The organism is Mariniphaga sp., assembly GCF_041687215.1.
Classification (GTDB): domain Bacteria; phylum Bacteroidota; class Bacteroidia; order Bacteroidales; family Prolixibacteraceae; genus Mariniphaga.
Genome location: NZ_JAWLCI010000057.1, coordinates 17,102 through 32,408 on the forward strand (window position 1 = coordinate 17,102; position 15,307 = coordinate 32,408).

The 15,307-nt window shown below is 41.4% G+C and carries 9 protein-coding genes; 2 read left to right on the forward strand and 7 right to left on the reverse strand.

The features are described from left to right. Nucleotides 1–39: 39 nt before the first annotated feature. The gene (locus tag ACESMA_RS16835) at nt 40–1,344 is read right to left on the reverse strand and encodes an O-acetylhomoserine aminocarboxypropyltransferase/cysteine synthase family protein (RefSeq protein ID WP_372950023.1); all 1,305 of its coding nucleotides are present in this window, start codon (nt 1,342–1,344) and stop codon (nt 40–42) included. A 5-nt stretch (nt 1,345–1,349) separates the two neighbouring features. Continuing rightward, on the reverse strand, nt 1,350–2,681 hold the full coding sequence (locus ACESMA_RS16840; RefSeq protein ID WP_372950024.1) for an ACT domain-containing protein: 1,332 nt from the start codon (nt 2,679–2,681) through the stop codon (nt 1,350–1,352). Between the two features lie 409 nt (nt 2,682–3,090). On the opposite strand from ACESMA_RS16840, the gene ACESMA_RS16845 reads away from it, so the two are divergent. Continuing rightward, nucleotides 3,091–3,957, forward strand: coding sequence for an enoyl-ACP reductase (locus ACESMA_RS16845; protein WP_372950025.1), 867 nt, complete (start codon nt 3,091–3,093; stop codon nt 3,955–3,957). A gap of 155 nt (nt 3,958–4,112) precedes the next feature. Continuing rightward, entirely contained in the window at nt 4,113–4,781 is a 669-nt protein-coding gene (locus ACESMA_RS16850) for a hypothetical protein (RefSeq protein ID WP_372950026.1), read from the forward strand. A 6-nt stretch (nt 4,782–4,787) separates the two neighbouring features. Here ACESMA_RS16850 and ACESMA_RS16855 read toward each other — a convergent pair whose 3' ends face one another. The 5 genes from ACESMA_RS16855 to ACESMA_RS16875 form a co-directional block, all read right to left on the reverse strand. Next, nucleotides 4,788–6,236 carry a RagB/SusD family nutrient uptake outer membrane protein gene (locus tag ACESMA_RS16855; RefSeq protein WP_372950027.1) on the reverse strand — a complete coding sequence of 483 codons (1,449 nt, stop codon included), beginning with the start codon at nt 6,234–6,236 and terminating at the stop codon, nt 4,788–4,790. Between the two features lie 10 nt (nt 6,237–6,246). Next, on the reverse strand, nt 6,247–9,330 hold the full coding sequence (locus ACESMA_RS16860; RefSeq protein ID WP_372950028.1) for a SusC/RagA family TonB-linked outer membrane protein: 3,084 nt from the start codon (nt 9,328–9,330) through the stop codon (nt 6,247–6,249). A 178-nt stretch (nt 9,331–9,508) separates the two neighbouring features. Continuing rightward, nucleotides 9,509–10,432, reverse strand: a complete 924-nt coding sequence (locus tag ACESMA_RS16865) for a choice-of-anchor J domain-containing protein (protein WP_372950029.1) — start codon at nt 10,430–10,432, stop codon at nt 9,509–9,511. A 29-nt stretch (nt 10,433–10,461) separates the two neighbouring features. Beyond that, nucleotides 10,462–11,988, reverse strand: a complete 1,527-nt coding sequence (locus tag ACESMA_RS16870) for a RagB/SusD family nutrient uptake outer membrane protein (protein ID WP_372950030.1) — start codon at nt 11,986–11,988, stop codon at nt 10,462–10,464. 21 nt (nt 11,989–12,009) lie between these two features. After that, nucleotides 12,010–15,189 (reverse strand): SusC/RagA family TonB-linked outer membrane protein, encoded by a 3,180-nt coding sequence (locus ACESMA_RS16875; RefSeq protein WP_372950031.1) that lies wholly within the window; start codon nt 15,187–15,189, stop codon nt 12,010–12,012. Nucleotides 15,190–15,307: the final 118 nt, after the last annotated feature.

A 15,307-nucleotide genomic window follows, 5' to 3' on the forward strand; every position in this document is an offset into this window, starting at 1 on the left:
TCTCACTACTCTGTAATTTATATCACATATTTTCAACCCTTATCCTATTTTTTCAAGGGCTTGTTCAAAGTCGGCAATTATATCGTCAATGTGCTCGATTCCAACACTTACACGAAGCTGTGACGGTTCAACACCGGCAGCTTTTTGTGCCTCTGCCGAAAGTTGTTGGTGTGTGGTAGCTGCCGGCTGAATAATCAGCGTTTTTGCATCGCCCACATTGGCCAGGTGACTCACAAGCTGAAGGTTATTCACCACAATGTTGGCTGCATCTTTATCTCCTTTCACATTAAAATTCAACATACTGCCGGCACCCTTTTTAAAATATTTTTTCGCGTTTTCATACGAAGGATTCCCTTCCAGGCCGGGATAATTCACGCTTTCTACTTTCGGGTGCTGTACCAGCCATTTGGCCAGTTCCAGGGCATTTTCCACATGCCTGTCCATTCTTAACGAGAGCGTTTCGAGTCCCTGCAACAGTAAAAATGAGTTGAACGGACTAATAGCCGGGCCAAAATCGCGTAATCCTTCCACACGGGCTTTTATAATAAAACCAATGTTTCCGAGCGGACTGTCAAAATTGAAAACATCCCAGAATTTCAGTCCGTGGTAACTTTCAGAAGGTTCTGTAAATCCGGGAAACTTTCCGTTACCCCAGTTGTAGTTTCCTGCGTCAACAATCACTCCGCCAATGCTGGTTCCATGTCCACCAATCCATTTGGTAGCCGATTCAACTACAATATTTGCCCCGTAATCGATTGGCCTGAAAAGATAGCCTGCCGCAGCAAAAGTATTGTCCACAATCAACGGAATGTCATATTTTTTGGCCAGGGCGCCCAGAGCCTCAAAATCGGGAACCACATACCCCGGATTACCGATGGTTTCGTAGTAGAGAGCTTTGGTATTTTCATCTATTAGTTTTTCAAAAGCCTCAACTGTTAAATCTTCTGCAAACCGGGCATCAATTCCCAGGCGTTTAAACGAAACCCGGAACTGGTTATGTGAACCACCATATAAAAAAGGCGAAGTCACAAAATTATCGCCGGATTCGAGCAGTGTATTGAACGTTAAAAACTGTGCTGCGTGTCCCGAAGCCAAGGCAAGTGCTGCAACTCCACCCTCAAGAGCTGCCATGCGCTGCTCAAACACATCGGTAGTCGGGTTCATAATTCGGGTGTAAATATTTCCAAACTCCTTCAGCGCAAAAAGGTTTGCAGCGTGTTCCGCATCGTTAAAAACATACGATGAAGTTTGATAAATAGGCACTGCCCTTGAGTTGGTAGTTTGGTCGGGTTGGTGTCCTGCATGAAGTTGCAGGGTTTCAAATTTTAATTTTTCTGTTGTCATTTTACTTATTTTTTTGGGTTAAAAAATGCTTTATAAATTTCACGAACGCTCTTTTCCTTGTCGGAAGATTTTACAACCAGGTAGCTCACCAAATCTGAAGCCCCTGAACCGCTGAGTACTACATTAATTTTGTGTTGTGCAACTGCATTAAAAATTTTTGCCGAAACTCCATAACTTTGCTGCATTCCGTGTCCAACAACAGCAACAAGAGAAACATCGTCGATAACTGAAATATCCTGAACAGCGGAAAATCCGAGTTGGCGAATAAAATCCAGCGCCCGGTTCGCGGTTTTTCTTTCCAGAATTAAATTGATGGAAATTTGTGAAGTAATAACCGATTTAATGTTAATTCCTTCCTGATTTAACCGCGAAGTAACTTTTGCCAGGATTCCTGGTTTCAAACCGACTCCCGGCCCGTTAAGCCGAAGCAAGGAAATATCGTCGGTGCATGCCACACTTTTTACAATTTGTGGTTCCACATAAGTTTCTGTATTGATTACTGTATCAATTTTTCCTTCTCCCGAATCTGTATTAACAACATAAACGGGGATGTGTTCAGTTTCCAGTGGTTCCACTGTGCGCGGATGAAAAGAATAGTGATCGAAATAGGCCAGCTCGCTGGCTTCGGAATAGGTTAAACGCTGAATACGTGGCGGATTGGAAACAATTTCCGGATCGGCACGCAGAAAGTCGAAATCGAGTCCCCAAAGTTCCAAACCAGGAATTCCGAGTTCACGGGTTAAAAATGCCGCAGTGTAATCAGCCGCAGTTTTTCCGGCCCGCGCAATTTTTCCTTCGGAAGTAAGTCCGTAAGAACCCGGGATCAGAAAAAACCCAGACTGCAAACCATCCAGCTTCTTTTTATTAACCGAAATAAATGTTGCATTGCCAAAATCGGGAGTAACTTTCAGTTCCAATTTTTCGGGCCATAGTATTTCAGCCTCAACACCTGATTTTTTAAATTGTGCCAGAAATATTTCAGCGGTTAATTTTTCGCTGAAACTGATAACCTGATCTTTCAGTGCCGCCGAATAATCGCCAATCATCCCAATTCCCCTAAGAATTCCGGTCAAAAGATCCACCAATTCGAGGTAAGTTTCCGACGGATTCTCATCTGTCAATTTTGAATAGAATGAGATTAACTTTTCATCAACATTGCCGGCATTTGCACTAAAAACTTCTAAAACAGTCTGACGAATTAACTGCAAAATTTCAGGTACTGCAGAAATTACAATAAATTTTCTACCCTTGCTTTTTCCTGAATAGGAAACCAAATTTTGAATGGATGCAGCATGACCTGAATGGCTGCCACCCAATCGAATAACTTTATCCGACATAAAAAAAGAAATAAATGTAAAACTTTGATTTTTGTTCGCTAAAACCTGTATGCCTTCAGTCAATGGGAAACCACCGAAAGAAGGCTAGCGCATAGACATAAAAATCGACGGTGAAACGAATTCACAACTACCAGCCAGATTAGCCAGCTCATTTTGTGAAGTATTTTGAATATGTGAATTCATTTTTATAACCGATTTTATTTGCAACAAATATAAAGGGATTTTTTAAAACACAAAACTTATTTATAATGAGTTTAGATAAAAATAACAATGAATTTTTCGACCTGGAACGAACAATATTTGAAACGAATGGTTAAAAGAAGGGATATTTAAGTGGAAAAAGTCCTTTACTTTTTAATTTTATTTAAACTGAATTAACTTTGCACCGCAAAATTCTTAAAAAAATACCATGAGTTACAATTTACTAAAAGGGAAAAGGGGAATTGTTTTTGGAGCATTAAACCCCGATTCCATAGCATGGAAAGTAGCAGAACGCGCCCATGAAGAAGGCGCCACGTTAACATTAACCAACACAGCAGTTGCCATGCGCATGGGCGAAACCCAGAAGTTGGCAGAAAAACTGAACACCATTGCCATTGGCGCCGATGCCACCAACGTAGATGACCTGAATAATTTGTTTATCAAATCGATGGAACACCTGGGTGGTAAAATTGACTTTGTCCTTCATTCCATCGGCATGTCGCCCAACGTAAGAAAAGAGCGTCATTACAGCGACCTCGATTACAATTACCTCAACAAAACGCTGGATATATCAGCGGTTTCTTTTCATAAAGTACTGCAAACTGCCCGCAAGCTGGATGCCATGAATGAATGGGGCTCAGTGGTGGCACTTTCGTATGTTGCAGCCCAGCGTACTTTTTATGGTTATAACGACATGGCCGACGCCAAAGCGCTGCTGGAATCCATTGCCCGGAGCTTTGGATACATTTACGGAAGAGAACGTCGGGTACGAATCAATACCATTTCACAATCGCCAACAATTACAACTGCGGGAAGTGGAGTAAAAGGGTTTGACCGCCTGCTTGACTTTGCGAACCGAATGTCGCCTCTGGGAAATGCAACCGGCGACGATTGTGCCGATTATTGCATTACCCTGTTTTCGGATTTAACCCGAAGAGTTACCATGCAAAACCTGTTTAACGATGGTGGCTTTTCAAGCATGGGAATGAGCTTACTTGCGTTGCAGCAATACGAAAAAGGACTGCACGAAGATTGTGATTGTGGCCCGGCTGCCGACGATCATCTTTTTGATTAAAACACTTTAACAGAAATATTTTCAACTTAAAACAGGATTTCGTCCGTCACCCGGATGTCATCCTGTTTTTTATTGTTTGCTCCTTTAAAACTTTTTATCATTTCTTCAATTTTATTTAAACTTCTATTTTTTAATTTTGAAGAAAAAATACAGCCATGAAAAAATTAGTTTTCTTAACCATCATTTTTTCTGTTATTGTATTTGGATTAAAAGCACAACATCTGCAAGAGCAGGAAACCCCCGACGAACAAATTATTGTCAATAAAAAATACGATGAAAAGGGCAACCTGATTGAGTATGATTCAACTTACATCCATCAATGGTCGGTGGATACCACATATCATTTTGGTTTTCCGGGCGACAGTCTCTCCTTTCAGTATAATTTCCCCGAACTAGAGCGGTTTATGGATGGATTTTGGAATGACTCTTTGTTTGACAATAGAAATTTTCCACATCAGCCATTTTCATTTGGTTTCAGATTTTCGCCATTTGATGATGAAAATTTCAGGCAACACCATTTTCCTTTTTCCGATTCACTATTTTCCAACCAGTTCCCATTTCAATTCGATTCCTTGTTTTTTGATTTTGGTTTTGGACCCGACGATAAACTTCAACCGGGAATCGATCATGATTTTTTTGAAGATTTTGAGGAACGGCTCAATCAGCACTTCTTCCGGTTCCGCGACGAAAATTTTGGTTTCCCGGGATTCAAAAATGAGGAGCACCAAAGAGAATGGGAGGAACTTATGAAAAAACATCAAAAAGAACTGGAGGAACTACAGAAAAAATGGCAGGAAAATGAACCAACCGGCAAAAAATTGTAACTCCGTTTACGGATTTTGATCCTCCTCACCAATATTTGGATTGGCATCAATTTCAGTCTGAGGAATCTGATAAATGAATTTTTCCGATTCTGCCGGCAATGACATGGTGCGAGCCACCAAAGGATTGTGGTTACTGTTATTTCGATCAACGCCCAATTTCAACCTTTTCAAGTCGAATCCTCTGAATCCTTCTCCCCAAAGTTCAATTCTTCTTTCCAAAAGAATTTTCTGTAACAACGCCTGGCCAGTGGAATATAGAGGTTCAGGATTATCAAAGCGCTGATCCCGAAGTACTCTTAATAAGTTTCGGGCAACAGCTTCCTCCTCCATCCTCACCCTTGCCTCTGCTTCAATTAACAGCATTTCTTCAGGCCGCATTAAAACCAAATCGGCCGCAAAACCTTTATCATTTCCGGCTGAAAATTTCCGGGGGACTAAACTTCCTGAAGCAATGGAAGTAGTATCAACCAGTGCTTTTCGCACATCGCCATCTTCCATTTGATTATATAACTGAAGGCTAAAAGATTTTGGACTAAAACCGAATCCGCAGTAACCTCCTATAGACCAGTCCATATGTGAGAACCAGGATGCATAAGTTGTTGACTGTTCATTGTTTACTTCGAATCCCCACATCCAGTTTTGCTGGGAATAATTATCGAAACCAGTGCTGTAGGCAGTTGCTGCCATAATTGGATACCCTTGCCGAGCCGCTGAAGCCATTTCTGCGGCTGTTTGCCAGTCTTCCATAACCAGCGCAACCCTCGCCCAAAGCCCGCGGGCCACATTTACTGTCGGATCCGAAATATGCCTTTGCGGCATATTACTGGTTTCAAATAGCTGAACAGCAACCTGTAAATCTTCAGTAATTTGTTGGTAAACCTCTGCTACTGTATTCCTGGGAAATCCTTCAGTTGTTGCATCGGTGTAAACCGGCACGCCGGGTTCATTTTCGTGACCGGAATAAGTATGCTGAAAAAGCTGAACCAACTGAAAATAGGAATACGCTCTTAAAGTTAACGCCTGCGCTTTCAGGTTTTTTTTCAGGTTTTCGCTGTCGGACGCCGCCTCATCAATATGATTTATTATACCGTTTACATTATAAACTATCCGATAAAAAAGAGACCAGGCATAAAGCGAACGCGGGTCGTTTGCCGTTCGGTTTTCAAACCGGTAATCGGCTCCAAACCAGTGAAACTTTTCAACAGCAATATCTTCACCCATTAAATCAACACTTAAATCTATCGCCTTAACTCCAAACTGGTCGTGCATATTTGCTGCTCCGTGTTGAGAACGCATATCGCGCAAAACACCATCAATTGCTGTTTGTGCACCTTCTACAGTCTGAAAAACAGCCAAATCCGAAATTTGATTGGTCGGAGCGGTTTCCAGGTAATTATCTGAACAGGAAAATAAAATGAAGGCAGAACCAAAAATGAAACTAAAAATCTTTTTCATATTTACCTGTTTAAAATTGAACATCAATACCAGCCGAAATGGTTCGCATGGGTACATACTCCCTGGCGAAAGAGCCATCGAATGAAAACTGAGGATTTAAACCTTTTCGGGCAGAAACAAGTGCCAGGTTATCTGCTGTGAGATTTAACCTTAAAGCAGCCAGATTAAGTTTAGTCACCATTGTTTTTGGAACCTGGTAACCCAACGACACATTTTTTACATTCAGGAAGCTGGCATCGGTTAAAAAACGGGTAGAACGTCTGTTTGTATAAGAATCTCCGTCAATGACAGGTACGTTGGTTTCGGTATTTTCGGGAGTCCAGCGTTCTAAAATATCGCGGTGAAAATCATATCCGTACTGACCTGAATGCATGATCTCCAGATATCCCTGATCTAATACTTTTCCACCCAATCCAAACCCAAGCAAAACAGACAAATCGAAATCATAAATATTCATAAGGTTGTTTATTCCGCCAAATAAATCGGGAATAGACGAACCTGCATAATACCTGTCGGCCTGGGTATAAGAATCTGTTACTTCCCGGGCTCCGTTTTCTGTAGTGTCGTAATACCAAAGTGATTTTCCTGTTTCAGCATCCACTCCGGCAAAATCCTCAATCCAGAAATCATAAATGGATCGGCCAATCTCCCACCGCTTGTTTCCGTTAATGATAAATTCCTGCGGCAAGGCTTTAATTTCATTTTTAAAATGCCCAAGGTTTAAATCGAGGTTCCAGGAAAAATTACTTGCATTCAAAATTAAACCTCCCATTTCCAAATCAAACCCTGCATTTAATAATTGTGCAATGTTGGCATCAATTGAGGTAAAGCCGGTGGAGGGTGGCAACGGCTGTTCAAACAGTAAATCACTGTTGTTCCGCAAGTAATATTCAAAATTAAAATTAAAACGGTTGAGAAATTTAACTTCAAAACCGAGGTTTAACGCATTTAACGATTCCCACGACAGGCCGGGCGTAGATAACCGGCTGGCCAGCACCCCGGGATAATCAATATTGTTTATTCCGGTTTGATAGAGTCCCTGATATCCGTAAAACGACCCAATTTTATCGTTGCCCTGTTCACCATAACTTGCTTTAATTCTCAGAAGGTTTAAAGCTGAAAAATCTTCCATAAAAGATTCTCGGGAAATCAGCCAGGAAAATCCTAAGCCCCAAAAACTTCCCCAACGAACATCTTTTGCAAACCGCGAATTTCCATCGGTACGCATATTAAAACTGGCAAAAATCCGCTGGTCAAAAGCATAATCAATTTTAGCCAGGTAACTTTCCAATCTGTAATTATCTTCATAAGAACCAGAGCCCTCGGCAATGGCTGCAGCATCCAGTTCCACCAAACCGGGGAAAGGGAATCCGGAACGAGTGGCCGAAAGAACATTAAATTTATAGTTGTAGTTTTCGTGCCCGCCCTGCGCATCAACTGAATGTTCGCCCCATATTTTTTGATACTGAATGATTTGATTGGCAGAATAGGAAAAAGTCCGGTTGGTTTCCCTGGATGTGCGACCGTCAAAATTCTGTCCGTCGCCATATTTCATATTTTGGTGGGAAATACCGGTAAATGTATAATAATCTGCGCCTACCGAGGTTTTAAAAAATAATCCTTCGGTTAATTTAAAATTGATAAATGAACGCAGTGTAAACACATCCTTTTTGTAAAGCCTTTTGTCTAAAGCAGTAGTTCCAAGCGGATTCAGGTTCGAACTATAGGAACGGGATCTTCCATAGCCTGAGCCATAATCGTAAAGTTTTTCACCTTCAGCATTGGTCTGTAACTCCCCTTCTTCATTGTATAAATAAACGGGGTAAATTGGAGCTATCATCCCGGTAAATCTAAACGGATTCAGGTAGGTTGTTCCTGAAGAAACCGGATAATTTTGTTCAGACAGCGACCCGGAAAAATTTATTCCGGCTGTAATCCATGGTTTGATTTGAGTATTCACATTTACCCTGGCAGTGTATCGTTTCAGGTTTGAAGCTTTAATAATTCCATCTTCATTTAGAAAAGTACCAGAAATAAAATATGTTGTTTTTTCAGAACCACCTTTTGTTTGAAGCGCCAGCTCACTTCTTTTTCCTGTAATAAATAATTCCTGTTGCCAGTTATCATTCCACAGCAGTTCAGCATTTGAATTTATTTTACCATTGCTGTCAACCACTTCTCCGTCAGGCACATTGTAGGCATTGTAACCTCCCAGCGTTGGAATCAGTTGCTGCCGGGCCATATTTCCCGCATCTGCCCAATCTGTTCCGCTGGCAACCAAAGCATTCCGTAATCCTTCCCATTGCAATTCATAATATTCGGGAACCGTTACCCGGTTGTAATCCGGTACTGCCCTGTTTGACAAACCGTAGCGAACACTCAGATTTAACTCCGAAGTTCCGGCCACGCCCGATTTTGTGGTAATAATAATTACGCCACTGGCGGCACGTGACCCGTAAAGCGCAGAGGCCGAGGCGTCTTTCAAAATGGAAATGGAGGCAATTTCGGATAATGGAACTGAGCTCAGGTTACCGTCATAAGGAAAACCATCGAGCACCACCAGCGGACTTGCATTTCCAAACGAATTAAAACCCCTGATGCGTATTTCTGCATCTTCACCTGGCTGACCGCTTCCACTTGTTGTTATCACGCCAGAAGTTAATCCCTGCAATGCTTTGGTAAAACCAGCCGTTTGAAACCGCTCAAGCTGAATATCATCGACTGTGCTGATTGAGCCAGTAAAATGTTCTTTTAGTGAAGTGCCATAAGCCACTACCACAACTTCATCCACACCCACCATATCGGGTTCAAGAACAACATTTAAAACAGAACCTTCAACCGGTAACTCCAGAGTTTTCATTCCAATAAAAGAAAAAACAAGCGTTTGAGTATTTTCGGGAAGATTTAACTGGTAGTATCCATCCTGGTTGGTAACGGTACCCAGGGTTGTGCCTTTAACTACAACAGAAACACCAGAAAGCGGGCTGCCTTGATCCGAATCGGTAACAATACCGGAAATCCTGTAAACCTGGGCATTAGCAAAGCATAAACTTAACCAGGCGATAAAAAGGATCGCCAGTATTTTTTTCCCCATAATTCAGAAATTAAGTTCAGTTCTCTCTTTTCAACACCGCGCTAATGTAGTAAAAAAAGCAGATTTTGTAAAAAAAACAAACTGAAAACGGGGAAATATCAAGTAAAAAATAAGGATTTATCAACAAAAAGAGGCTGCCTCACGACAGCCTCTTTTTAATCTGTATTATTTTATTTATCTATTTAGCGTAACTCAACTGAGTACCTAAAAACATAATGGCATACATATCAGTTACTTCGGCATGAACCAAAGCCATATATATATTACCACCCTCGTAATCCGCAGGTATATCAACAGTTGCAGAAAATTCATCACCACCTGCTAAGGTGTTGGTGTACAGAACTTCTGCTTCCCTGCAATTATCTTCGGTTATAGGTGCATCCGAAATTACAACTTTAAATGTTTCGGCTGACCAATCAGGATCAGCAGCCTGAACATTTACTGTAACAGTACCGTCAACACCATCGAGTGTCAATTCAGGAAAAACAAGGTAATTTTCGGGAGTCACAGCCTCACCATACCAGGAATATGAAATAAATGTGACCTGACCTGCTTCCTCATCATAGTATGTCAAATCCCAACCTAATCCGTCGCCATCTTTGTCGATGGATTCAAAGCCGGCATTTTCCCAATCTTCAAGTGAACTTTCGGCTGTGGAAATTTCATAAGCCACAACACTTTCTCTTGTGGTAAACGACTGAACATTTCCTAAAACAGTACCTCCTTCAAAATTAGCTGCGAATGGTTTAAAATAGTAGGTTTTTTGACCCTGCAAACCCGAAGCACGAAGGGAAAAAGTTCCGTCATTGTTCAGTTCCACAATGTCAGCATCATTTTTAACAGAAATAACTGTAGCCGCTGAAAAGTCATTTTCACTTTCAGAAACCAAAAATCCCCGATCAACAGCACCAGTGTCGGCACTGGCCTGCAAAACAGCGTAACCTGCACTAACTTTTACAATGCTTGCATCCCCAAGCGAAGGAGCTTTTGTCTGGTCGTATTCAATACGATATTCATCCGGATTTACAAGTTCTTCCTGGCAGGAAGTAAATGCAAATGAACCGGCTAAAATAAAAGCGAATAGTTTTATAATATTCTTCATAATATCATGATTTTTCAATTAAATAAAAATTAAGGATTGTTGTCACCTGAACTGATATCCGGGTTGTTGTCAATTTCCCTGGTTGGCAGCATATAGGTAAACAACCAGTCTTCAGCAGGTACAACAAGTTTTGCATCATCAGGATGATTTGAACCTTCGTAATTTCTGTTGATTCCCAGTTTCAATCGTTTTATATCAAATAAAGCGATGCCGAGTTCACCCCAAAGTTCAATTCTCCTTTGTTTTCTGATTTCTTCCAGTAAACCCGATGAAGGAACGGTGTAATTAGGATCGCGGTTTGCCATAAGTTCCTGCAAAAGGCTGGAAGCCTGGCTCGTTTGATTCAATGCAGCGCGGGCTTCAGCTTCAATTAACAACATTTCTGAAGCTCTCATGTAAACGAGGTCCTGTGTGTTATCGGCACCATCATCGCTTGGTCCGAACTTGCCGTTTACATAAGCAGGTAAATTAACACCATTGTATCCACCTTCAGGGAAAGTACTGCCGTCGGGAGCCTGGAAAGCCTGTTTTCTGATATCAGTTTCGCTCATGTAATCATACAATCTGCGGTCAATTGCTTTATGCATTCCGGTAATGGAAGCATATCCGTAGCTAAAACTTGAAAAGAAGGAATTGTGGTTTACAATCCCCGATTGCACGATGTCCAAATCGGCAGTTACAATGGAACCAAACATCCACTCAGGGTTTGAAATGTATTTAAAACCGTCGAGGTATTGTTCCCCGGTCATAACCGTATATCCGCTTCTGGCGGTGCTGGCAGCAGATGCGGCACCCTCCCAATTTTCCATGCTTAAATAAACCCGGGCTAAAAATCCATAGGCAACTGACTGATCTATAAAACCTTTACTCGGTCGGTTGTAACCTTCCAATAATCCAACCGCATCGGTAAGATCTTTTACCATCAACTCATAAACAGCACTCATAGGTGCACGCGGATATCCTTCATCACTGGCAATTTCAGTCACAATAGGAACTCCGGGATCATTTTCATGCCCCACATAAGTTTTTTGGTAAATCTGAACCAGGTAATGATAGCTGTATGCACGAGTAACAAGCGCCTGTCCGCGAAATGCCCTTAAATGGCTGTCTTCAACATCTTCAGGTATTTGAGCCAAAATGTCGTTTGCCAGTTTAATGTTCCGATATAAATACTGCCAGACAAAATAAGGATGGCGGTAATCTTTGTCCCGCAATTCAAGCAAATAATCGCTGTAATACCAACCATAAGATGATGAGGTTTGAACCACATCTTCGCCCATCATATCGGCAATGTGTAAAATACTTTTTATTCCGTGGTCATCATGACTTACGCTGGCTAATGCCATTGAATTATAAGTAACCAAATGGCCGTACATCCCTGCAATCATGGGTTCAATAACCAGTGCAAGAGCCTCCGGATCAGATGCTGCCAGGTCGGCTATCTGCGATTGAGATACAGTTCCCCTTGGATCTGTATTCAGTTCATCGCTGCATGAGGTGGTTAAAAGCATTGCTCCTGCAACAATGAAAATCAAATAATTATATATTCTATTCATAATTCTTTTCATTTTAAATTTTTAGAAAGTCAGATTTAAACCTGCCGAAACGGTTTTTATTGGCGAATAGTTTAAGTCAGTTGCAGTTGTTACGCCACTGAAATACATCCTCGGATCGAAACCTTGTCTTCTTGACATAAAGAATAAATTATCGGCTGCAACATAGAGCCGCAACGTTTCAATTCCCCATTCCTGTGTAAGGTAATTAGGAATGGTGTACCCTAAAACAACATTTCGCAATGAGAAATAATCTGCTTTGGTAAGGAATCTGTCACTCACATTATTTGCATCGGAATATCTGTCTATGCGGGGTACATTGGTATCAGTATTCGACGGAGTCCATCTTTTCAGGATGTCCCGGTGAAAGTTCTGACCAACATTATTTGCATCGCCGGCATGCATAAAGTTTCCGTAAATACCATCGTAAACATAACCTCCAATTTGATAGGCAGTTTGTACGCTAAAATCGAAACCTTTAAACTGAACAGATGACAAAATACCACCAAAAACATCAGGTGTGGCATCTTTATCGGTCCGGTACCGGGTAGCGTCAGTCCAAACAGGAGTAGCTGTTTCTCCGGTTACGTTGCCTTCTTCATCAAGTTCATCCATATACCAGAGTGCCTGTCCGGTTTCCTGATCGACTCCTGCATTTCTTCTCATATAAAACAGGTACGGAGAATATCCTTCTTCCCATTTCTGGTACCCACCTCTTGTGAGGCCTTCCTCTTTATACATTTCAGGCAATTCATCAATAGTGGTGGTATAATGTGTGGCATTGAGCGTTAAATCCCATTTAAAATCATTTGTATTTATAAGGTTGGTATTCAACTGCAATTCAAAACCGCTGTTAGTTAACCGACCTATGTTAAAAGGAATTTCTGCAATACCTGAAGAAGGTGCCTGTGGCAGCACAAACAGCAGGTCGGAACTTGTTCTGTTGAAATAGTCAATATTCCCTGAAATTGAATTTAAAAACCCGAAGTCGAAACCAATAGTAAAGGAATTGTTACTTTCCCATTTGAGGTCTTTGTTCCCTTTAAAAGCGAATTCAAGACCAACTTCACCATCATTGTTTACTACATTGTACTGGTCTTCATAAGCATAATAGTAATAACTACCGCCCAAATTGTCATTCCCAATGCTACCGTAACTAACTCTGAGTTTAAGTACATCAAGGTAAGATGCATTTTGCAGGAAAGCTTCGTCGCTCATTACCCACGAACCGCCAACCGACCAGAAAGTACCCCAGCGGTTGTCCGGATGGAATCTTGAAGAACCGTCGTAACGCATACTGCCGTCAATGAAGTACCTGTCGCGGAACCCATAATTCAGATGTCCGAAATAACTTTCCAAAGAATAATCATATCCGTAGGAACCAACGCTGCTCATAACCACTGCCCAGTCCATTTCGGTAATTGACGGGAAAAGGAAATTCTGTTTTCCGCCATAATTCAGGGTGTAATCCCACTTGTAATATTCGTGACCAGCTTTGGCAGAAATGGAATGATCGTCATTCAGTTTTTTATCAAAAGCCAGAATCTGGTTTGAGTTAATGGTACGGGTTACCCCACTACTTTTGTAAATATAACCACCGGTTTCTGCATATTGTCCAATCTGGTTATTGTCGATACGCGAGCGGTTTGTTTGTGCATTATCCACACCAAGGTTAAGTAACAAATCCAAATCGCTGGTAATAGAAACGGTGGCACCTCCGGTAAAATTAATGCGGTCAAGTGCCGTATTTTCAGTATTCAAAACCTGAGTTCCGGCAGGGTTGGCGATAGGCATAACCGGCCTTTTCATATCGTCGCGGTCGCCAAAATCGTATTGTTTGTTTCCGTTTTTATCCAGATCCAGTGAACCGTCAGGATTATGCTGATAAATGGGATAAATGGGTGCAACAACCTGTGCAACATAAAAAATATTGGCAGAACTACTTCCAGTAGAAGTTGGGTTCATGGTATTTGTGCGAACATAGGACACGTTCCCATTAACTTTTAGCCATTTTGTAACCTCCTGTGCCAGTTTTAAACGAGTGGTGTAACGTTCAAATCCACTGTTTGGGCTGTACCCTTCATCATCGAGGTAGTTAAACGACATGAAATAGTTTGTACCTGACGAAACGCCACTCATACTTACTGAGTGTTCCTGGCGGATTCCGTTTTCAAAAACTTCATCTTCCCAGTTTTCATGATAAAGTAAATTTGCATTTGGATTCACTCTTCCGGTAAGCGGATCGACCACCTGATTATCCGGAACATCGTAGTTATTGTATCCAAGCATCCACTCAGTAGCGCCTGTAGGATTGGCATATTTAATTAATCTGTTGCTTGCATAATAGCCGGCATCAATAAAAGAATAGTTATTTCTGTAATACCTGTCATTTCTGAGAGCTTCCCAATACGTTTCATAGTATTCAGAAGGCTCTGTCATAACATCATAACCTTTATATGCTTTAGAGTTAACACCAAACTTGCTGTCAACTGAAATCCGGGCTTTGCTTGATGTACCTCTTTTTGTAGTTATAAGAATTACTCCGTTAGCAGCGCGTGCTCCGTAAATAGCAGTGGCAGAAGCATCTTTCAAAACCGTCATCGATTCAATATCAACCTGGCTAATATTGTTGATGTTTCCTTCGTATGGAATTCCGTCAACCACATATAAGGGAGAACTGCTGGCAGATAATGAACCCATTCCCCTGATTCGAACGCTCGCTCCTGTTCCGGGCTGACCAGAACTGCTGGTTGTTTGAACACCTGCAACTGAACCTTCCAAAGCCCTGGAAATGTTGGATACCTGAATTTTTTGAAGTTCCTCGCCCTGAATGGCGGACTGTGATCCAGTAAGTGATTTTTTGGTTTGGGTACCATAAGCCACAACCATCACCTCCTCGAGGCCAACATAAGCCTGTTCCAATACAACGTCAAGTGTTCCTGAGGTAATTTCAACCTCCTGGGTGGTCATTCCCACAAAAGAAAAAATTAACGTTGTCGCATCATTCGGAACATCCAACTGGTAAACACCGTCAATATTGGTTATGGTTCCCAGCGTTGTTCCTTCTACCATCACTGAAACACCAGGTATCGGGGTTTTGTCATCGGCACTGGTTACAGTACCTGTAACACGCCTCACCTGTGCTTCAACTGTTAGCATGCCAAACATGGCAATGCCAAATAGCATTAGCGCAATTTTCTTCATAAATCAAATTTTAATAATTAATTACTCACTCTTTAAGGCGGCTAAGATAGAAAAAAAATAAATGATTAACTTATTTTCACAATTTTTTGAACTTTTTATGCAAATGTTCATTAATTAT